Here is a 20,316-nt window from a genome sequence, read left to right as displayed (position 1 = left end):
CGAATCATGCGATGCTCCGGCCCATGAGGCCGCAGACCCCGTTTCACTGGCTGCACCCGCGCGACATCGCCGAGGCGCGCGCCGCCCAGGGGGAGATGGCCGCGCACCTCATCACCACGGATGATCTGCCACTCAACCTCGCCTGCCTTGGCGGTGCCGATGTCTCCAACACGCGCTTCGATCCGACGAAGCGCGTGCATGCGGCCCTGGTCACCCTCGATGCCACGACCGATGCGGCGCTGGCGACCGCGACCGAGACCCGCATCGCCGACTTTCCGTACGTGCCGGGCTATCTCGGCTTCCGCGAGGTGCCGTCGTTGGTCGCCGCCTGGTCGCGGCTCGCGACGAAGCCCGATGTCATGCTGGTGGACGGCCAGGGCATGGCACATCCGCGCGGCCTCGGCCTCGCCTGCCACCTCGGCCTGGTGCTCGGCGTGCCGACCATCGGCGTGGCGAAGTCATTGCTCGTGGGCGTCGGCGAGCCCGGCCCCGAGCCCGGCGACACCGCCCCGCTGCTGTGGAAGGGCGAGCGCATCGGTACGGCGCTGCGCAGCCGGCGCGGGGCGAAGCCGCTCTATGTCTCGGTCGGCCATCGCGTGTCGCTGGGCACGGCGGTCGCCATCGTGCTGGCGGCAACGCGCGGGCGCCGCCTCGCCGCGCCGATCCGTGCCGCGCATGACGCGGCGAACCGCGCCCGGCGCGCCGCCGCCCTCGCCTGAACGCCGCCTACCGCCGCAGCGCCGCCTCCACGCGGTCCGCCAGGGTCGAGATCACCTTCACGCGCGCGTGCAGCTTGTTGTCCGCCTCGACCAGCGTCCAGGGCGCCATCCCGGTCGAGGTGCGTTCGACCATCTCGCACACCGCCGCCTCGTAGGCATCCCACTTCTCGCGGTTGCGCCAATCCTCGGCGGTGATTTTGTGCTGCTTGAACGGCGTCGCCTCGCGTTCCTTGAAGCGGCGGTGCTGTTCATCCTTGCTGATGGCGAGCCAGAACTTCGCTATCACCACGCCGTGGCCGGCGAGCTGTTCCTCGAAATCATTGATCTCGCCATAGGCGCGGCGCCAGTCATGCTCGGCGGCGAACCCCTCGACGCGTTCGACCAGCACGCGCCCATACCAGGACCGGTCGAACACCGTCAGCCGGCCAGGCCGCGGCGCATGCCGCCAGAAACGCCAGAGATAGGGCTGCGCGCGCTCTTCCTCGGTGGGGGCGGCGACCGGCACGATGCGATAGGCGCGCGGATCCAGCGCCGCGCCGAGCCGGCGGATGGCGCCGCCCTTGCCGGCGGCGTCATTGCCCTCGAACACAGCGATGACGCTGATGTCGCCATAGCGCTTGTGCCGCGTGGCGCGCGCGAGCCTGCCCTGCGCCTCGACCAGCGCGTCGTCATACTGCTCGCGCGTCATCGGCTGCTTCAATGTGAGCGAACGGATGATGTTCACCTTGTCCGGCACGGGCGTGGTGGAGGCTGGAGGCACGGCCGGCGCCGTCGTCGTGGCCAGGCGCGCCTGCAGCGCCCCCAGCAGATGCCGCCCGACGAACAGCGCGCGGTACCGGTCATCGGCTGCCGGCACGACGGTCCAGGGCGCCTCGCCGGTCGAGGTCTCGCGCAGGAAGGGTTCGCAGACCGCGATGAACTCATCGTAGTGCTCGAACAGCGCGTGGTCGTAGCGGCTGACCTTCCACGACGTCTCGCGCCGCTTCTCCAGCGCCTTGATGCGCTTCTTCTGCTGCGTCTTGGACAGATGGAACCAGTATTTGATCAGCAGCACGCCCTCGGCGGCGAGCATGCGTTCCAGGCGCATGATCTCCTCCATCCGCGCCGCGAAGCCGCCGGCGCCGAGCTTGCCGAGCACGCGTTCGAGGATCGGCATGGTCTGCCAGGCGCCGAAGAACACGCCGATGCGCCCCTTGGCCGGCAGCGCGCGCCAGAAGCGCCACATTGGCGGATGGGCGGCCTCCTCCTCTGTCGGTAGGGCGAAGCCGGTCACCTCGATGAAGCGCGGATCGAGCCATTCATTCAGCAGATGAACCGTCTCGCTCTTGCCCGCCCCCTCGACGCCGGCGATCAGGATCAGCACCGGAAAGCGTCGCTGTTCGCCCAAGGCGCGCTGCGCGTCCAACAGGGTGCGGCGGAGGTCGGCCTCCTCCCGCTTGTAGTCGGCCTTGGCTACCTTGTGGTCGAGCTCGGCGGCTTCGAACATCGCGTCACCCTCCTGCCGCGCGCCTCGGGTTGGGCGCTTCACTGAACTGTCATGGTGCATGAGGCGATAGCGTCGCGATAGAGCGCGATGGCCGCAGGCGCGACGGCGCCGAAGGGCTGAATCGCGCGCCACAACGACGACCTGATCCATGCCATCCGACCCGAGGCGACCGCCACATCGACCCACGACGCGGTCACCCGGCCCGCGGATGCGCCTTCTTCCACGTCGCCAGCAGCCCTGCCGCATCCACCGCCGTGTAGCGCTGCGTGGTGGACAGGCTGGCATGGCCGAGAAGTTCCTGGATGGCGCGCAGATCCGCCCCTGCCCCCAGCAGATGCGTCGCGAAGGAATGCCGCAGCGCATGCGGCGTCGCATGCTCCGGCAGGCCGGCGAGGCGACGGAAATCGCGCAGCGCCTTCTGCGCTACCGCCGCATCCAAGCGCTTGCCGCGCGCGCCGAGGAACAGCGCCTCATCCGGCCCACCCGGCCCGCGTTGGCGCAGATACAGCGCGATCGCCGCACGCACCGCGGGCAGCACCGGCACCAGCCTTTCTTTCGATCCCTTGCCGATGACACGCAGCGCCGAATCCTGCCCCGGCAGCGGCGCGTCGCGCAAGTTGAGCGACAGTGCCTCGGCAATGCGCAGCCCGGCGCCATACAGCAGGGCGAACAGCGCCGTGTCCCGCGCCGCCTGCATCTCGGGCTTCTCGTGGTGCCCGAGCGCATAGGCCTCGCCGGCATCCCGTGCGACCGCGCGCGCCTGGTCGGGCGTTAGCGCGCGCGGGATGGGCGGCTTCGGCCGCGGCCCGCGGATCGCGCCGAGCGGCAGCGCCGTCATGCCGTGATGCCGGGTCAGGAATCGCAGGAAACCGCGGATCGCCGCCAGCCGTCGCGCCCGCGTGGCGGTGGAATCCCCCTGCATCGCCCGCTCGGCGAGGAAAGCCCGCAGATCGGCCGGGCGCAGCGCGCCGAGGGCGGCGAGGTCGACCTCCCCCCCCAGATGACGGGTCAGGAATCCAAGGAATTCGGCGGCGTCATGGCCATAGGCTTCGAGCGTATTGACGCTCGCCCGGCGTTCACGCGCCAGCCAGTCGAGCCAGGCGCTGCGTGCCTGGTCGCCGGTCACCGCGACAGCGCGGCAGCCACGGCACGCCCGAGGAAGGCAAGCACCGCAACAGTCTGCCGCGACGGCAGCGCGGCGGGGTCGCGCGCGCCGACCGCGATCAGCGTCGGCGGCCCGATCGGCAGCGGCACCCGGGCCAGCGCGTCGCGCACCACGAGCGGCGCGGCCTCGGCATGTAGCAGGTCGAGATCGGTCGGCGCGCTGCGCACCACCGCGTCGCGGCCATGGCCGACCAGCCGCGCCACCGCGCCACGCGGCAGACGCAACACGCCCGCCGGCAGGGCGCCGGGGCCCGAGGCGGGTTCGGATGCCAGGGTGCAGGTCTCGACCCCGAGCAGCGCCGGGATCTCGTGTGTCACCGCTTCCATCACATCAGAGGCGCGCATCAGTGCCAGCACTGCGAGGCGCACCCGCACCGTCAGCCCGGCCCCGGCGCGCCCGGCTTCCAGTGCCGAATGCACCTCCGCCTCCACCGCCCGCACGCGATTGCGTTCGGCGGCAAGCATCGCCGCCATATGGTCGGCGAGCGATTCACCGTGCACGCGCCGTGGTGGCAGCAGTACGCGGTAGATATCCGGCCGTTCCGTGAGGAATCCGGGATGGGCCCGCAGGAAGGCCTCTACCTCCTCCGCCTGGAGTTCCGGTATCGGGACAGCCGTGGCGCGGAGGGAGCGTCTCATAGGATGGATTGACCCGTCTTGTTCCAGTCGGCCAGGAAGGCCTCCAGGCCGCGATCGGTCAGCGGGTGCTTCAGCAGCATCCGGATGACGGAAGGCGGAAGGGTTGCGACATGGGCACCGAGCTTCGCCGATTCGATCAGATGGATCGGGTGGCGCACCGAGGCGACCAGAACCTCGGTCTTCAACGCGGGGTAGTTGCGGTAGATCTGGACGATGTCCGCGATCAGCCGCATCCCGTCGGTTGCGATGTCATCGAGCCGGCCGACGAAAGGAGAGATGAAGGTGGCACCCGCCTTGGCGGCCAGCAGCGCCTGTGCGGCACTGAAGCAGAGCGTGACGTTGACCATGGCACCCTCGCCCGACAACGTGCGGCAGGCGACGAGGCCGGCTTCGGTCAACGGCACCTTCACGCAGACATTGGGGGCGATGGCACGCAGCACGCGGCCTTCGGCGAGCATGCCGGCGGCATCGGTCGCGGTCACTTCGGCGCTGACGGGCCCGGGCGTGATGGCACAGATCTCGGCGACGACGGTCTTCATGTCGCGGCCGGACTTCGCGATCAGCGACGGGTTCGTCGTGACACCATCGACGAGGCCTGCCTCGGCAAGCGACCGTATGTCGGCAACCTCGGCGGTATCGACGAAGAACTTCATGCTTGGAGACCTTCCAACGGCAGATTGCGGCATCCGTGAAACGAAGACCGTGTTCGGGATCACAGTGTAACTCATGATGCATGCAAAAAAGGAGCAGCATGAAGACAAAATAGAGCTTGTTCCGTTCACGGTACGGCTGCGTGTCCTGCTGCCGCTGCCACTTGCCGATGCATATGATTACCGCGCGCCGGCCGGGCCACCTGTTCCGCTCGGGTCGTTCGTCGTGGTTCCGCTCGGCCGGCGCCAGGCGATCGGCGTGGTGTGGGACGGCACGCCCGACCCCAGCCTGCCCGAATCCCGGCTGCGCGGCGTGGAGCAGGTGCTCGACGCACCGCCGATGACCGAGACGCTGCGCCGCTTCGTCGCCTGGGTCGCGGCCTATACGCTCAGCCCGCCCGGCGCCGTGCTGCGCATGGCCATGAGCGCGCCCTCCGCCCTGGAAGCGCGCGCCCCGCAGGCCGGCTGGCGTCGCGCGCCGCACCCGCCCGAGGGCGCGCGCGTGACCCCGCCGCGTCGGCGCGTCCTCGATGCGGTGGCCGATGGCGTCCCACGCGCGGGCGGCGAGATCGCCGAGGCCGCCGGCGTCACCCCCGCCATCCTGCGCGGCATGGCCGATGCCGGGCTGATCGAACCCGCCCTGCTGCCCCATCGGCGCGTCTTCGCCACCCCCGACCCGGCCCATCCTGGCCCGGCGCTCGGCCCCGAACAGGCGGCCGCCGCGGCCACCCTGCGCGAGGCGGTCGGCCGCCACGCCTTCTCGACCACGCTGCTGACCGGCGTCACCGGGTCGGGCAAGACCGAGGTGTATTTCGAGGCCGTCGCCGCCTGCCTGGCGCAAGGCCGCCAGGCCCTGGTGCTGCTGCCGGAAATCGCCCTGTCATCGCAATGGCTCGACCGTTTCCGTGCCCGCTTCGGCGTGGCCCCGGCGCTGTGGCATTCCGAGCTGACTTCCCGCACCCGGCGCGAGACCTGGCGTGCCGTGGCGGAAGGCGAGGCCCCGGTGCTGGTCGGCGCCCGTTCGGCCTTGTTCCTGCCATTCCCCGATCTCGGCCTGATCGTTGTGGATGAGGAGCACGAGACCGCCTTCAAGCAGGAGGAAGGCGTCGTCTATCACGCCCGCGACATGGCGGTGGTGCGCGCGCGGCTGTCCTCGGCCACCTGCGTGCTGGCGAGTGCCACCCCCTCGCTGGAGAGCACGACCAATGCCGCCACCGGCCGCTACGCCACCGTCCACCTGCCGGCGCGCCACGGCGGGGCGGAGATGCCTGATGTCGCACTGATCGACCTGCGCCGCACGCCACCCGAACGCGGCCGGTTCCTCAGCCCGCCCTTGGTCGCGGCGGTGACGGAAACCCTGGCGCGCGGCGAACAGGCGATGCTGTTCCTGAACCGCCGCGGCTATGCGCCGATGACGCTGTGCCGCGCCTGCGGCCACCGCATGCGCTGCCCGAACTGCACCGCCTGGCTGGTCGAACACCGCGCCCAGCGTCGCCTGCAATGCCACCATTGCGGCCATGTCGAGGCCCCGCCCGAGGCCTGCCCCGAATGCGGCGCCGCCCACTCCACCGTGCCGATCGGCCCGGGTGTGGAGCGCGTGCTGGAGGAAGCCGCCGCCCTGTGGCCTGAGGCGCGGCGGCTGGTCATGGCGTCCGACACCATCCCCGGCCCCGCCGCCGCCGCCGCCGCCGCGCAATCCATCCAGCGACGCGAGGTGGACCTGATCATCGGCACCCAGATCGTCGCCAAGGGCTGGCATTTCCCGCATCTGACGCTGGTCGGCGTGGTCGATGCCGATCTCGGCCTCGCCGGTGGCGACCTGCGCGCGGCCGAGCGCACGGTGCAACTGCTGCACCAGGTGGCCGGCCGGGCCGGGCGGGAGGAGCATCGCGGCCATGTCCTGCTACAGTCCTTCGCGCCGGAGCATCCGGTGATGCAGGCGCTGGTCTCAGGCGACCTCGACGCCTTCATGGCGGCCGAGGCGGATGACCGTCGCCCCGGCCACTGGCCGCCCTTCGGCCGCCTCGCCGCGCTGATCGTCAGCGCGGAGGATGAACGCGCCGCCGACCGCACGGCGCGCGACCTTGGCCTGGCGGCGCCGGGCGGGGAGGGCATCGAGGTGCTCGGCCCCGCGCCCGCACCGCTGGCCATCCTGCGCGGACGGCATCGGCGACGCCTGTTGTTGAAGACGCGGCGGGACATCGCGGTGCAGCCGCTGCTGGAGGCTTGGCTCGCCAAGGTCAGCGTGCCCGGTAGCGTCCGGGTGCAGGTGGATGTGGACCCGGTGGGGTTCCTATGATGCCAAAAAGTTGGCGGGGCGACCCATGGTGCGGCGGTGAGAGCGGTTTGCGTTCGACTGCGCCCAGGCAAAACGATCTACGCCATTGTTTGATCGAGCATCTTCACGCGCCTGACTGACTCCGGTCAGGCGCGATCTGCTCCAGGAACCAGAGAGGGGCAAAGCCCCTTCTGTGTGCAGAGGATGAGCAGGGAAGCCTGGGACCAACAGTCAGGCCGGCAGATGCGGCAAGGTCACCGGGCTGATGTCCCACACCTTCCCGCTCGCCGGCGGCGCGCAGAGGGTCGGCAGCGCGTTCGGCGTGCGCACATTCGGCGCGTGGCCCAGCGCGCGGCGCAGCGCCCGGAACAGCGCGCCATGCGCCACCACAAGCACCGGCCCGGGCAACGCGGTGGCACGGTTGATCGCCGCGACCGCGCGGTCATGCAGGCCGTTGAAGGTCTCGGCACCGTCCGGCGTATAGGTGCCGGCGACCCAGTCGTCGTACCAGTCGCCCATCGGCTTGCCTTCCTCAGTGCCGAAGCAGACTTCCTGCAACTCGGCATCCGTACCGACCGGCAGGTTCAGCGCCTCGGCCACGATCTCCGCGGTGCGCAACGCGCGCGACAGCGGCGAGGCCACGATGGTGGTGATGTCGCGATCGACCATCGCCAGCGCCGCGCGCCGCGCCTGCGCCAGCCCCACCGTGTTCAGCGGGATGTCGGTGCGGCCCTGGCTGCGGCCCTCGGCGTTCCAGTCGGTCTCCCCGTGGCGGAGAAACCAGAAGGGAATGGGGTTCAGCACGAGGGTCATCCGATCTCCTGTTCCCGCGCGATGGCGGCGGCAATGGCGGGCACGGCGGCGACCTTGGTGCCGAGGGCGGTGAGGTGGGTGAGGTCATCCGTCGGCACGGCGAGGAAGCCCGCGAAACGCAGTATCGCGGCGAGGAAGATGTCGGCCGCACTCACCTGCGTCGTGCCGAGGATCGTGCCATTCGACTGTTTGGCGAGCTGCGCCTCGGCGAAGACCAGCGCCGCGCGCGCGCGGGTCGTGGCGGTGGCGCGCAATGCGGCGGCGGCGGCTTCATCCCCGCCGGTCAGGCGCTTGGCCTGGAAGGCGAGGGTGAAGGTATTGGCCATGCGGAAATGGCACCAGGCGAGCCATTCCATGCCCTTCGCCCGGCCGAGCGGGTCGATGGGCAGCAGGCCCGACGCCGGGGCGGCCTCGGCGAGCCACAGCGCCATGGCGGGGATTTCGGTGATGGTCACGCCGGCACCGGGCAATTGCAGGGCCGCGACCTCGCCCTTCGGGTTGATGGCAAGGTAGTCGGCCGTCTTGTGCTCGCCTTGGCGCAGGCTGATGAAGCGCACGTCGATGTCGAGCCCGGAGGCCGCGGCCATCTGGTGCACGATGGTCCCGCTGGTGTGGGTCGAGGTCCACAGGATCGGCCTGGTCATGACGCGTCTCCGGCTAGGGCGATGCAGGCGAAGGCGACCTTCGCCTCGGTCGGCACGCCGAAACGCGCGGTGTGGCGCGCTGGCAGGCCGTTCGGGAAATGCGTCACATATTCGGCGTTGCACTCGGCATAGTCGGCCGGGTCGGTGATCAGCATGGTCACCTGCACGGCGCGGTCGAGGCTGCTGCCCGCTTCGCGCAGGATGCTGTCCACCATAGCTAGGGCGTTGCGCGTCTGCTCGGCGGCGGTTGCACCGCGGTCGATGCCGGTGGCCGGGTCGTGCGGAGCGGAATGCCCCGACACGAACACCAGGCCACCGGCGCGCGTCGCCCGGCTGAAGGGGCGGCGCTCACCGGGGCCGGGATGGCCGATGATCGCGAAGGGCGTGTCGTTCACGCCAGGCCTTCGGCCGCCAGCACGCGCTGCACGGCGGGCCGCGCCTTCATGCGCGCGAAGTGCGCCGCGACATTGGCCGGCAATTCCTTGCCCATGCGGCCGTTCCACCAGAAGGAGACATAGAACAGCGCGCTGTCGGCGAAGGAATAGGTGCCGGCGAGCCATTCCTTGCCCTCCAGCGCCTTGTCCATCAGCGCCAGGCCCTTGGAGAAGATCTCGGCGCCGCGTGCCTTCACCGCCTCGGCATCGGCTTCGGAGGGGGCGAAGTTGGACGGGCGGAACATACGGGAGAAGCCCTGCATGTGCATCGTCGCGACACAGTAGTCAGCGCATTCCAGGGCCCGCGCCTGGGCGTCCATCCCTGCCGGCATCAGCCCCGCGGTCGGGAAGCGGGAGGCGAGCCAGAAGGCGATGGCGGGGTATTCGGTCATCACCGAACCATCGTCGCGTTCGAGGGTTGGGACCTTCGACTTCGGGTTGACGCCGGTGAATTCCGGCTTGAACTGCGCGCCCTCGCGCAGGTTGACCAGCACGGCCTCATACGGCGCGCCGATCTCCTCGAGCAGTACATGGATGCCGATCGAGCAGGCGCCGGGTGAATAGTAGAGCTTCATGCCGTGTTCCTTCCGTATCCGCGCAAGGCGGCCCGGCGGGAAGATCGGGCCGCTGGGAAGGCTTGGCAAGGCGGTCATCCGCGCTGGGCGAGCCATACGGTGCGGCCGCCACAGGACGGGTCCTCGGGCACATGATCCATCACGGCGAATCCCTGCGCGGCCAGTAGGGCGCGGTATTCCGCCGGGTCGAGGCTCGCATGAAACAACGTCTCGTCGGCGAAGCTTCCCAGCGCGATGCCATGCGACGGGCCCGAGGTGAACATCAGCGCGGCGCGCGGCGCGGCATGGGCGGCGAAGCGGGGGAACATGGCGCGCTGCGCGTCATGGTCGAGGTGGAAGAAACTGTCCCAGGCGACCAGCCCGTCGAAGGTCCGGCCGAGCGCGAGTTCGCGCATGTCGCCGAGGATCCATTGCTGTGCCGGGTGGCGTTCGCGCGCGAGGGCGAGCAGCGGCGGGGAGGCATCGAGGCCGGTGACCGGGTGGCCGGCGCGGACCAGCGTGCCGGCGATCGGCTCGCCACCGCCGCAGCCGAGGTCGAGCACAGTTCCGCCCGGTGGCAGCAGGGCCATGAAGCGGGCAGGCCAGGCGCCTTCGGCGGCCGCGGTGCCGCGCATGGCAACCCAGGCGAGGCCGTGGCGGGTGTAGAGGTCGATGATGGTGTCGGCTGGGTTCATGGCGCGCGTGGGATGGGGTGATGGAGGCTGCCCGGACGAGATGGGCTTTGCCGCTCTCGGGCTCTCCCCATCAAAGGCCTATGGGCGTCGGGACACCAATACCTGATGCTCGGCATCAATGCCTTGGCGCAGGGTGCGTGCGACGCGGGGGCAGCATGCCGATGATGCCCGTGCCAAACATGGCATTCTAAATGACACTGTCATTTCGCGGGGTGGTTTGGAGGGGCAGAGCCCCTCCAAACCTTGTTGCGGCACGCAGAAGCGGCGCCCGCCGATCCGGCTCAGTTGAACAGCGACGAGACCGACGATTCCTCGCTGATCCGCTTCATCGCCTCGGCGAGCAGCGGCGCGATGGTGAGCTGGCGCAGGTTGCGCGAGACGCGCACCGCCTCGGTCGCCTGGATCGAGTCGGTCACCGTCATCATCTCAATCGGTGCGGCGCCGATCCGCGCGACGGCGCCGCCCGAGAAGACGCCATGCGTCACATAGACGCCGACCGACTGCGCGCCGTTCTTCAGCAGCGCCTCGGCGGCGTTGCACAGCGTACCGCCGGAATCGACGATGTCATCGACCAGCAGGCAGTGGCGGCCTTCGACCTCGCCGATCACGTTCATCACTTCCGACACGCCGGCGCGCGGGCGCCGCTTGTCGATGATGGCAAGATCGACGCCAAGCCGTGCCGCGATCGCGCGCGCACGCACCACGCCGCCGACGTCGGGCGAGACGATCATCAATTCGCGGCCGGCGTAGCGTTCCTGGATGTCGCGCGAGAACAGCGGCGCGGCAAAGAGGTTGTCGACCGGGATGTCGAAGAAGCCCTGGATCTGCGCGGCGTGCAGATCCATCGTCAGCACGCGGTTGGCGCCCGCGGCGGTGATCAGGTTGGCCACCAGCTTGGCGCTGATCGGCGTGCGGGGACCGGATTTCCGATCCTGCCGGGCATAGCCAAAATACGGGATCACCGCCGTGATGCGCCGCGCGGAGGACCGCTTCAGCGCATCAAGGGTGATCAGCAGTTCGAGCAGGTTGTCATTCGCCGGGTAGCTGGTGGACTGCACCACGAAGACATCCTCGCCGCGGATGTTCTCGTGGATCTCCACGAACACCTCCATATCGGCGAAACGGCGGACCGAGGCGTTGGTCAGCGGTATTCCGCAGGCGGCGGCGACCGCCTCGGCCAGCGGCCGGTTGCTGTTGCAGGCGACAATTTTCATGGCCGGGGGGGCTCCGGGCGCCGCGGAGGCGACGGTGGCAGAAGGGCGGGCGGTTGGTAGCAACGTGACGCGATTGTGTAAATCAGATGGCCATATCTCCGCCGCAGCCTGACGCGACTTTGTTGGGACGGAGGACCCTTCATGCCCGCCACCATCAACCGCTTCGCCTATTTCCTGGTGCTGGCCGCGCTGGTCACCGCGCCGGGCGGCGTCGCGGCGCAGGTGGGCCGGCAATACGACTCGTCGGGCCGTTCCGTTGGCCGGGCCGAAGGGCAGGGAACCCAGCGGCAATACGACGCCGCGGGCCGGCTCACCGGACGGACCGAGACGCGGCGCGACACCACGCGCCGCTACGACGCGGCCGGCCGGTCGCAGGGCCGCAGCGAACAGCGCGGCGATACGCTGCGCCACTATGATTCATCGGGGCGTTCGGTGGGGCGCACGGAATGGTCGGGGGATCGTGCGCGGCTGTATGATTCCTCATGATTCCTCGGGCCGCAGCACCGGGCGCATCGAGCGCAGCGGCGACGGCTGGCGCCGCAATGACGCGCAGGGGCGCCTTGTCGGCCGCGGCACTGGGCCAGTGCCCGACCGGTAGGACAGCTGCCGTGCGGATAGGCGCCGCCGTACCGGCGGCGATGCCCGACCCGAAATGGCTGCCATGACGCTGCCGGCACGCGCCGTGCTGCACATGCCGGCCGGGCATTCAGCCCTTTGTGACGAGGCCCTTCACCTCATCCATCGCCTCGGCGAAGCGCTTGTTCAGCACGGAGAGCGCCTCGGCGTTCGACTTCTGGATGAGGTCGGCGATCTCCTGCAGGTTGCCCACCGCCTTCTCATAGGTGAGCTTGGCGATCTCGGCCTGCTTGGACGCCTTGTCCTGCGGGGCATCGGCGGTGGAGAAGGCCTTCATCATCTCGGTCATCTCGGTGACCGAGTTCTGCATGATCTCCATGTGCCGCCGCGCGACCGCCTGCGCGCCTTCCAGCGCGACGCGGTTGGCGGTGGACAGCGCCTCGATATTGCGTCGCTGGGCGGCCGCCAGCGCTTCCATGTTGGGCAGCGCCGGCATGCGGAACTCCCCGAGCGTCTTCATCATGTCGAAATCGGGCTTGAAACCGAATTTGTCAGACATCGCCTGCTCCCGCGCGTTGCGGAGACAGCCTAGACCCAATTTCGCCGCACTGCATCATGAACGGCATGTGTCATGCATTCCAGGCCATGACGCCCTGCACGGTCGGACGGGCGCGGCCCGAAGGCTTGAGGCCGCCGACGCGGATGCGCCCCGTGGCACGTGGCGGGTCAGGCCTCGGCCGGGGCCTCCGCCGCCGGCGCCGCCTCGGCGGGCAACAGCCGGAAGGTCCGCGCGACCTGCCCCGCACGGTCCAGCAGGCGGTCGAGCGCGGCCATGCTGTGGCCGAGATCCTCGCTGTCATCCTCGGCCCAGGCGCGCACCGTACCGCCCCAGACGCCGACCAGCCCAAGGGCCAGCAGGCGCCGTAGCCCGGCATCGGCCTCGACCTCGGCCGCATCCAGCATCCAGCGCATTGACAGCGCCAAGTGCGGGGCGAGCAGCGCGGCAAGCCCCGGGTCGCGCGGCACATCGCGCAGGAAGCGCAGGATGCCGGTGCGATGCGACTGCATGGCATCGAGCCGCCGCATCAGCACGTCGAACAGCCGGTCACGCGCGAGGCCTCCCTGGCCGGGGATGGTGCCGGCCAGCACGGCCCGGTCCACCACGCGGCCGTGCAGCACCAGCAGGTCGAGCCGGCTGGGGAAGCGTTCGCGCAGAAGCGACAACGGCAGGCCGGCCTCCGCCGCGAGGCGCCCCATGGTCAGGCCGCACCATCCATGCGCCGCGATGACGCGCCACAGCGCCGCGATCACGGTGTCGTCTTCGGTCTCGCTCATGGGGGCAGCATATGGGGTGACGGGGTCAACCCGCCAGTTCGCGGGCGCGATCGGTCGCGGCCTGGATCGCCTTCGACATCGCCGCCGGCCAAGCATCGGGCTCCATGAGCACCGCGAGCGCGCGTTCGGTGGTGCCCTTGGGGCTGGTCACGGCCTTGCGGAGGTCCGCCGCATCCTGCGTGCTGGCGGCGAGCAGCGCGCCGGACCCGGCGACGGTCGCACGCGCCATGCGCCGGGCGAGGTCGGGCGGCAGGCCCTGTTCGATCGCTGCCTTCTCCATCACCTCGGCGAGCAGGAAGACATAGGCCGGGCCACCACCCGAGACGGCGGTGACCGGGTTGATCTGGTCCTCCTCGGTGACCCAGGCGACCTCGCCCACCGCCTGGAGCAGGGCATCGGCCAGGGCCTTCTGGTTTTCCGTCACGCCGGCGGCGGGGAAGGCGGCGGTGAAACCCTGGCGCACCGCGGCGGGGGTGTTCGGCATGGCGCGCACCACCGCTGCCTGCGCACCGAGCGCGGCACGCATCGAGGCGACCGAGCGCCCGGCCATGATCGAGACGAACAGTGTCTCCCCGGTCGCGAAGCGGGCGAAGGCGGGCAGCGTGGCCGGCGCTTCCTGCGGCTTGATCGCGAGGATCACCGCGGCGGGGCGGAAATCGGCGGGGATCGAGGCGGCGTCCGGCACGATGGTGGCGCGCCCGGCGAAGGCCTCGGCGGCCGGCGCGTACGGCTCCACCACCACGGCGCGCGACAGGCCGCGTTCGAGCCAGCCGGACAGCATGGCGCCGCCCATCTTGCCACAGCCGATCAGAAGGAGGTCAGGGAGGGTCTCGTTCATGGCAATACCCTAGGAGCGTCGATGGCCGGCGGCTAGAAGCGGTTTCCGACCCGGCGGATGCGGCACCCCGGCCCGCACCCCCGCCAGGCCGGTCATCCCGGATCCGGTCGGATGCGACCCGGTGCAGGCTGATTGGAAGCCGCTCTAGAACCGCTGCAATGGCACGCGCCGGGCAAAGACCGCACCGGCCGCCGTCAGCACCGCGGCGCAGACGAACAGCATGCGGAACGCCTCGGCCAACTCGGTGCGCAGCACGGCCGCCGCTTCCGGCCCCATCGCGGCGACGAAGCCCGAGCCCTCCGCCACCAGACGTTGGAAGGCCGGCGCCGTCCCCGGGCCGGACAGGCTGATGGCAGCGAAAACGATGGCGGCGATCAGCGCCGTGCCCGTCGCCGCGCCGATACTGCGCGAGAAGGCGACCCCGGCCGAGGCGGCGCCAAGCCTCTCGCGCCCCGCCGCCGTCTGAACCGTGACCTGCACCACGGGGAAGGAACTTCCCGAACAGAAGGAGGCAGCGGCGAGCAGCGGGACGAAGGCGGTCAGCGGCAGGTCCGGCGCGTAGGCGGCGAGGCCCGCCCAGATCGCGCTGCCGACCGGCAGGAGCATGGCCGGCCAGCGCATGCCATGGCCGCTGCGCGCCACCATCCGCCCGGCGAAGAAGGCCCCCGAGGCACCCCCCACTGACATCGCCAGCAACATCAGCCCCGACTGGCCCGGCGCCAGGCCGCGCACCGTCTGCAACCAGACCGGCAAGAAGGAGACCACGCCCACCTGTGCGCCCACTACGCAGGCCGAGACCGCGTAGGAACGCCAGATCGACGGTTCGGCGAAGACGGCGATCGGCAGCAGCGGGTCGCGCGCCGCGCGCTCCACCCGCAGCAGCAGCGCCCCGGCGACCAACGCCAGCACGGCGAGCCCGCCAGCCAGCGGCAGCAAGGCCGGGTCGAGCCGTCGCGCCCGGTCGAGCGCCACCAGCGCCGAAGCCACCATCACCACGAACAGCCCGAGGCCGCTCCAGTCGAAGCGCAGCCTCACCCCCCGGCGCGCCGGTTCGACATGCGGCAGCCGTACCGCCAGCGCGGCGCAGAGCACCGCCAGCGGCAGCAGCGTCAGGAACACCGAGCGCCAGCCGAAGCCCTCGGTCAGGTAGCCGCCGGCGACCGGCCCGAAGGCCGAGGCGAAGGCGTAGGAACCGGCGATGCGCGCCTGGTAGCGGCCACGGTCGCGCGGCGGCACCGCCTCGCCGATCAGCGCCTGGGCGAGGGTCAGCAGCGCGCCGCCGCCGAATCCCTGCACGATGCGCGCGCTGACCAGCACCGGTAGCGTCGTTGACAGCGCGCAGCCCAGGCAGCCGGCGAAGAACACCGCCAGCGCGCCGAACAGCATGGTGCGCCGGCCGAATACGTCGCCCAATTGCCCGAAGACCGGCGCCGCGCAGGTGGCGGCCACCAGATAGGCGACCAGGATCCAGGAGGTGCGCTCGATACCCCCCATGCTGGCGGCGATGGCGGGCAGCGCGGTCGCGACGATGGTCTGGTCGACGGCGGAGAGGAAAATGACCAGCGCGACCGCCGGGAAGGCGCGCATGAAGCGGTCGCGCAGGGCGATGGCGTCGGGGTCAGCGGCTGCGGTCATGGGCGCTCATTGAGGGCGGGCAGGATACCCGCAAGCCGCCAGCCGTCCATTCGCCCCGCCAGTCCCGGGGCGGCGCGGCACGGGCTACAGACTCCCGCTGCGCCCCATTTCGAGGAACTTCTCCTGCCGCCGCGCCCGCAACGTCGCGCCATCCAGCTCGACCAGCGGGGCGAGCAGTTCGGCGATCTTGTCGCCAAGTGCTGCAATCGTCGCGGCCGCGTCGCGATGCGCGCCGCCGAGGGGTTCGGGCACCGTGGCATCGACCAGGTTCAGCCGGCGCAGATCCTCGGCGGTCAGCTTGAGTGCCTCGGCCGCCGTGGAGGCTTGGGCGGCGTCGCGCCACAGGATGGAGGCGCAGCCTTCCGGGCTGATCACCGAATAGATCGCGTGCTCCAGCATGATGATGCGGTCGGCCGCGGCGAGCGCGATGGCGCCGCCGGACCCGCCCTCACCGATGATGGTGGCGATGAAGGGCACCGGGGCGTCGAGCCCGGCCTCGATCGACCGCGCAATGGCCTCGGCCTGGCCGCGCGCCTCGGCATCGATGCCGGGAAAGGCGCCGGCGGTGTCGACGAAGGTCAGGATCGGCAGGCCGAAGCGGCCGGCCAGCTCCATCAGCCGGCGCGCCTTGCGGTAGCCCTCGGGCCGCGCCATGCCGAAATTGTGCTTCACCCGGCTTTCGGTGTCATTGCCGCGCTCGGTGCCCAGCACCATCACCGCACGGCCGCGGAAGCGGCCCATGCCGCCGATGATCGCCTGGTCATCGGCATAAGCGCGGTCGCCGGCGAGCGGGGTGTAGTCGTCGATCAGCGCGGCGATGAAGTCGGAACAATGCGGGCGATCCGGGTGGCGGGCGACCTGCGCCTTCTGCCACGGGGTCAGCTTGGCATAGGTGCCCTTGAGCAGGGCCTGCGCCTTGTCGCGCAGCCGGCCGACCTCCTCGGCAACATCGATGCCGCCGGCGTCGGTGGTGCGACGCAGCTCCTCGATCTTGCCCTCGAGCTCGGCGATCGGTTTTTCGAAATCCAGGAAATGGCGCATGGCGGGCCGGGGGTTAGCGGAATTCGGGGGCGGGCGCGAGACCCTGGGTGCGGGGAAGGGCGTGAGGTGGGGCCGGGTGGAAGGTTGGAGGGGCTCTGCCCCACCAAACCACCCCACCAAATGACAGTGTCATTGGGAAAGCCATCTGTTGGCACGGGGCTATGGTGACTGGCTGCCCGATGGCACGCGCGCCGTGCACAACGGCGGGTCTCCGGATGTCGTGTGCCCAATGCCAAGTATTTGGTGTCCAGAGGCCCTTTGGCCTTTGGTGGGGAGGGTCCGTGAGGGGCAAATCCCCTCCTGGCCTTTCTTTCACCTCGCCAGCGGGTGATGCGCCTCCACCAGCGCCTTCAACCGCCCTTCCAGCACCTTCGTATAAATCTGCGTAGTCGCGATATCCGCATGCCCCAGCAGCACCTGCAGGCTTCGCAGATCCGCCCCCCGCCCGAGCAGATGCGACGCGAAGGAATGCCGCAGCACATGCGGGCTGACCCGCTCCGGGTCGGTCCCGGCCGCCAGTGCCACGTCCTTCAACAGCAGCCCGAGCGATTGCCGCGTCAAATGCCCCGAGGCGGCGCGGGAGGGAAACAGCCAGCGCGCGCCCTTCGCCCCGGCCCGTTCCGCCGCCTCGGTGCGGGCGGCGAGCGCGAGGTCCCGCGCGCGGGCCGAGACGGGCACCAGGCGTTCCTTGCCGCCCTTGCCGCGCACGGCGACCAGCCCTTCCTCGGCACGCAGCGCACCGGCCGGCAGCGAGACCAATTCACTGGCGCGCAGGCCGGAACAGTACAGCAGCTCGACCGCGGCGGCGGCGACCAGGCCCTTGCGGCCAGGCAGGGCCGCAGCGGCGGCGATCAGCGACTCCATCTCGGCCTCGCTCAGCGCCTTGGGCAGGCTGGCCGGCAGGCGCGGGCTTTCGAGCAATTCGGTCGGGTCGTCGGGGCGGACGCCCTCGCGCGCCAGGAAGCGGTGGAATTGGCGGATCGCGGAGACGCGCCGCGCCTGGGTGCGCGCGGCATAGCCGGCGCCGGCGAGCTGCCGCACCCAGCCGCGCAGCGCATCGGCATCGGCGGCATGGATGGCGATGCCGCGCGCTGCGGTAAAGCCGGCGAAGTCATCGAGGTCCGCCTGGTAGGCGGCGAGCGTGTTGCGCGCCGCGCCACGTTCGGCGACCAGCATTTCCAGGAAGGCCTCGACATGGCGCGACGCCGCCGCGCCACCACCCGGAACGGCGCGGTCGGGGCGTGCCATGGCGCTCAGCGGCTCGACTGGAACCGTTCGTTCGGGATGGTACGCTGAACCGGCTCGGGGGGCACATTCGGCGGGAAGGCACCGAGCGCCAGCAGCCCGACGGCAACGGCGCCCAGGACCAGCAGCAGGATGAGGATGAATGGGCTGCGGGACATCGGGCGCGGCTTCTCCCTTGCGGATAGTCGTCAGATTGCCAGGGCAACGGACATAAGATGCTCAAGAATCGGGATATTTCAGGGCCCGAAATTCGTTGGGACGATTTCATCCGAACGGATATTGCTCTAGCCTCCGGCCCTGTGTCGCGCAACTCCGCCCTCGATCTTCATGATGAAGACCCCCCGAATGTCCTGCCCCCGTCCGCGCCGCAGCGGGCGGTGGTGCTGGTTGGCATGCCTGGCGCCGGGAAGACGGCGATCGGGCGGCGACTCGCCGCGCGCTTCGGCCTGCCGTTCCGCGACGCGGATACCGAGATCGAATCGGCCGCCGGCATGCCGATCACGGAAATTTTCGCCCGCTACGGCGAATCCCATTTCCGCGCTGGCGAGCGCCGGGTGATCACCCGCCTGCTGGCCGGCCCGCCGCTGGTGCTGGCAACCGGCGGCGGCGCCTTCGCCGACCCGGCGACACGCGCGGCGATCAAATCCTCCGGCGCCGTGACCGTCTGGCTGAAATGCGAATTGCCGACCCTGCTGCGCCGCGTGGCGGGGCGCGAACACCGGCCGATGTTCCTCAATGCCGACCCCGCCGTGGTGCTGCAGCGCCTGATGACGACGCGCCACCCCTTCTATGCCGAGGCCGACCTGACCGTGACCTGCACCGATGAAAGCCCCGAGGTGACCACCCGCCGCGTGCAGGACGCCGTGGAGGGTGCGAAGCCGCCGCAGCGCCTGCCGGTGGGCCTTGGCGACCGTGCCTATGACGTGGTGATCGGGCCCGGGCTGCTGGCGCGCGCCGGCGGGCTGATTGCCCCGGTGCTGCCGGCGCGGCGCGTGGTGGTGGTCAGCGACGCCTCGGTCGCCGCGATCCATCTGCCGGCCTTGCGCGCCGGCCTGGAGGTGGCGGGCTTCCACGTGCTGGCCGAGATCGCCGTGCCGCCCGGGGAGGGCTCCAAGGCCTTCGAGCGGTTGCAGGATGTGCTTGAGCAGATGCTCGGCGCCGGGCTGGACCGGCGGACGGCGGTCGTCGCGCTCGGCGGCGGTGTGGTTGGTGATTTGGCCGGTTTCGCCGCCGCCGTGGCGATGCGCGGTGTGCCCTTCGTGCAGGTGCCGACGACGCTGCTCGCCCAAGTCGATTCCTCGGTCGGCGGCAAGACGGGGGTGAATCTGCGCGCGGGCAAGAACCTCGCCGGGGCTTTCCACCAGCCGCGCATCGTGCTGGCCGATACCGACACGCTGGCGACGCTGCCCGCCCGTGAACTGCGCGCCGGCTATGCCGAGGTCGCCAAGCACGGGTTGTTGCAGGGGCCGCTGTGGGACTGGTGCGAGACGCATGGCGCCGCCGCGGTGGCTGGCGACATTGGCGCGCTGACCCATGCGGTGCTGGAATCCTGCCGGCTGAAGGCGGCTGTGGTTGCCGCGGATGAGCGCGAGGAAAGTGTGGAGGGCGGCCGCGCGCTGCTCAATCTCGGTCACACCTTCGGTCATGCGCTGGAGGCCGAGGCGGGGTTCGACGGCACGCTGCTGCATGGCGAGGCGGTGGCGATCGGGCTGGGCCTGGCGGCCTCGATCTCGGCACGGCTGGGGCATTGCAGCCAGGAATGGCCGTCGCGGGTCATCGCGCATCTGACGGCCTGCGGGTTGCCGGCGCGGATCGGCGATCTCGACCGGCGCTTCACCGTGGAGGCGCTGATGGGGCGGATGGCGAAGGACAAGAAGAACCGCGATGGCAGGATGCGCTTCGTGCTGCTGCGCGGGCCGGGGGATGTGTTCACCAGCGCGGATGTGCCCGCGGAGGCCGTGACGGCGCTGCTGTGGGATGAGGGGGCGGTCGGGTAGGTTGGAGGGGCGCCGCCCCTCCGAGCCACCCCGCAACCGGGCCACGCCCTCTTGAATGCCATCTTCGGCGTCGAGCGCCGTTGGCGCGATGAATGCCTGGACCCACTTTCGGGCCCGGCGGTTTCCTCGGGCCGGGTTGGCCCGTGACGCCGGCGCCAAATCGAGGTTTCCAAAGGCCGTTGGGCCAATGGGTACCCGTGGCGGGGTGAAGTCCGGAGCGTGGCGGCGCCGCTCTCCGTGTGCCCGTCGAGCCTCCGGCGCCCACCGACATGCCTGCCCCGCGCCGTGCTTGGCCAGTCGCGGGTTTCCCGATCTTGCGCGGCGACAATATGATGCGTCGCAGCAAGACCGGAACGAAC

General features: G+C 70.5%; 21 protein-coding genes. 4 read left to right on the top strand and 17 right to left on the bottom strand.

The window, feature by feature from the left end:
- Nucleotides 1-23: 23 nt before the first annotated feature.
- Nucleotides 24-719, top strand: coding sequence for an endonuclease V (locus tag IEY36_RS05120; RefSeq protein WP_229681140.1), 696 nt, complete (start codon nt 24-26; stop codon nt 717-719).
- A 7-nt stretch (nt 720-726) separates the two neighbouring features.
- Here the strand turns inward: IEY36_RS05120 and pap are convergent, their stop codons facing one another.
- The 4 genes from pap to fsa all read right to left on the bottom strand — a co-directional run bounded on the left by pap (nt 727) and on the right by fsa (nt 4,661).
- Nucleotides 727-2,205 (bottom strand): polyphosphate:AMP phosphotransferase, encoded by a 1,479-nt coding sequence (pap, locus tag IEY36_RS05115; RefSeq protein ID WP_188965840.1) that lies wholly within the window; start codon nt 2,203-2,205, stop codon nt 727-729.
- 193 nt (nt 2,206-2,398) lie between these two features.
- Nucleotides 2,399-3,331, bottom strand: coding sequence for a tyrosine recombinase XerC (locus IEY36_RS05110; protein WP_188965839.1), 933 nt, complete (start codon nt 3,329-3,331; stop codon nt 2,399-2,401).
- Nucleotides 3,328-4,008 (bottom strand): DUF484 family protein, encoded by a 681-nt coding sequence (locus IEY36_RS05105; protein WP_188965838.1) that lies wholly within the window; start codon nt 4,006-4,008, stop codon nt 3,328-3,330. The genes IEY36_RS05110 and IEY36_RS05105 overlap by 4 nt, the downstream gene beginning before the upstream one ends.
- The gene (gene fsa / locus IEY36_RS05100) at nt 4,005-4,661 is read right to left on the bottom strand and encodes a fructose-6-phosphate aldolase (protein WP_188965837.1); all 657 of its coding nucleotides are present in this window, start codon (nt 4,659-4,661) and stop codon (nt 4,005-4,007) included. The genes IEY36_RS05105 and fsa overlap by 4 nt, the downstream gene beginning before the upstream one ends.
- Before the next feature lie 73 nt (nt 4,662-4,734).
- Between fsa and IEY36_RS05095 the strand changes: the two genes are divergently transcribed.
- Nucleotides 4,735-6,957 carry a primosomal protein N' gene (locus tag IEY36_RS05095; RefSeq protein ID WP_373290304.1) on the top strand — a complete coding sequence of 741 codons (2,223 nt, stop codon included), beginning with the start codon at nt 4,735-4,737 and terminating at the stop codon, nt 6,955-6,957.
- A 210-nt stretch (nt 6,958-7,167) separates the two neighbouring features.
- On the opposite strand, the gene IEY36_RS05090 is transcribed toward IEY36_RS05095, so the two are convergent.
- From IEY36_RS05090 to IEY36_RS05065, 6 genes are all read right to left on the bottom strand, one after another.
- Entirely contained in the window at nt 7,168-7,749 is a 582-nt protein-coding gene (locus tag IEY36_RS05090; RefSeq protein WP_188965836.1) for a histidine phosphatase family protein, read from the bottom strand.
- Entirely contained in the window at nt 7,746-8,393 is a 648-nt protein-coding gene (locus IEY36_RS05085; RefSeq protein WP_188965835.1) for a glutathione S-transferase family protein, read from the bottom strand. The genes IEY36_RS05090 and IEY36_RS05085 overlap by 4 nt, the downstream gene beginning before the upstream one ends.
- Nucleotides 8,390-8,788, bottom strand: a complete 399-nt coding sequence (locus IEY36_RS05080) for a RidA family protein (RefSeq protein WP_188965834.1) — start codon at nt 8,786-8,788, stop codon at nt 8,390-8,392. The genes IEY36_RS05085 and IEY36_RS05080 overlap by 4 nt, the downstream gene beginning before the upstream one ends.
- Complete coding sequence (locus tag IEY36_RS05075) at nt 8,785-9,402, bottom strand: glutathione S-transferase family protein (protein WP_188965833.1); 618 nt, start codon at nt 9,400-9,402, stop codon at nt 8,785-8,787. The genes IEY36_RS05080 and IEY36_RS05075 overlap by 4 nt, the downstream gene beginning before the upstream one ends.
- Before the next feature lie 74 nt (nt 9,403-9,476).
- Nucleotides 9,477-10,076, bottom strand: a complete 600-nt coding sequence (locus IEY36_RS05070; protein WP_188965832.1) for a class I SAM-dependent methyltransferase — start codon at nt 10,074-10,076, stop codon at nt 9,477-9,479.
- Between the two features lie 281 nt (nt 10,077-10,357).
- Nucleotides 10,358-11,290, bottom strand: a complete 933-nt coding sequence (locus IEY36_RS05065) for a ribose-phosphate pyrophosphokinase (protein ID WP_188965831.1) — start codon at nt 11,288-11,290, stop codon at nt 10,358-10,360.
- 141 nt (nt 11,291-11,431) lie between these two features.
- On the opposite strand from IEY36_RS05065, the gene IEY36_RS05060 reads away from it, so the two are divergent.
- The gene (locus IEY36_RS05060; protein ID WP_188965830.1) at nt 11,432-11,776 is read left to right on the top strand and encodes a hypothetical protein; all 345 of its coding nucleotides are present in this window, start codon (nt 11,432-11,434) and stop codon (nt 11,774-11,776) included.
- Between the two features lie 220 nt (nt 11,777-11,996).
- On the opposite strand, the gene IEY36_RS05055 is transcribed toward IEY36_RS05060, so the two are convergent.
- The 7 genes from IEY36_RS05055 to IEY36_RS05025 form a co-directional block, all read right to left on the bottom strand.
- Entirely contained in the window at nt 11,997-12,425 is a 429-nt protein-coding gene (locus IEY36_RS05055) for a phasin family protein (protein WP_229681139.1), read from the bottom strand.
- Between the two features lie 167 nt (nt 12,426-12,592).
- Complete coding sequence (locus tag IEY36_RS05050) at nt 12,593-13,201, bottom strand: TetR family transcriptional regulator (RefSeq protein WP_188965829.1); 609 nt, start codon at nt 13,199-13,201, stop codon at nt 12,593-12,595.
- A gap of 25 nt (nt 13,202-13,226) precedes the next feature.
- Nucleotides 13,227-14,039 (bottom strand): pyrroline-5-carboxylate reductase, encoded by an 813-nt coding sequence (gene proC, locus IEY36_RS05045; RefSeq protein WP_188965828.1) that lies wholly within the window; start codon nt 14,037-14,039, stop codon nt 13,227-13,229.
- A gap of 144 nt (nt 14,040-14,183) precedes the next feature.
- A complete protein-coding gene (locus tag IEY36_RS05040; RefSeq protein WP_188965827.1) occupies nt 14,184-15,674 on the bottom strand; it encodes an MFS transporter in 1,491 nt (496 codons plus the stop codon).
- An 84-nt stretch (nt 15,675-15,758) separates the two neighbouring features.
- The gene (locus IEY36_RS05035) at nt 15,759-16,715 is read right to left on the bottom strand and encodes an acetyl-CoA carboxylase carboxyltransferase subunit alpha (RefSeq protein WP_188965826.1); all 957 of its coding nucleotides are present in this window, start codon (nt 16,713-16,715) and stop codon (nt 15,759-15,761) included.
- A 312-nt stretch (nt 16,716-17,027) separates the two neighbouring features.
- A complete protein-coding gene (locus tag IEY36_RS05030) occupies nt 17,028-17,963 on the bottom strand; it encodes a tyrosine recombinase (protein WP_188965825.1) in 936 nt (311 codons plus the stop codon).
- A gap of 5 nt (nt 17,964-17,968) precedes the next feature.
- Nucleotides 17,969-18,118 carry a hypothetical protein gene (locus IEY36_RS05025; RefSeq protein WP_188965824.1) on the bottom strand — a complete coding sequence of 50 codons (150 nt, stop codon included), beginning with the start codon at nt 18,116-18,118 and terminating at the stop codon, nt 17,969-17,971.
- A 57-nt stretch (nt 18,119-18,175) separates the two neighbouring features.
- Here IEY36_RS05025 and aroB point away from each other — a divergent pair, with 57 nt between their 5' ends.
- A complete protein-coding gene (gene aroB / locus IEY36_RS05020) occupies nt 18,176-19,957 on the top strand; it encodes a 3-dehydroquinate synthase (RefSeq protein WP_188965823.1) in 1,782 nt (593 codons plus the stop codon).
- Nucleotides 19,958-20,316: the final 359 nt, after the last annotated feature.

Source organism: Neoroseomonas lacus (assembly GCF_014644535.1).
GTDB lineage: Bacteria > Pseudomonadota > Alphaproteobacteria > Acetobacterales > Acetobacteraceae > Neoroseomonas > Neoroseomonas lacus.
Note: the sequence above shows the minus strand (reverse complement) of the source record. Positions and strands in the feature narration are given on the sequence as shown.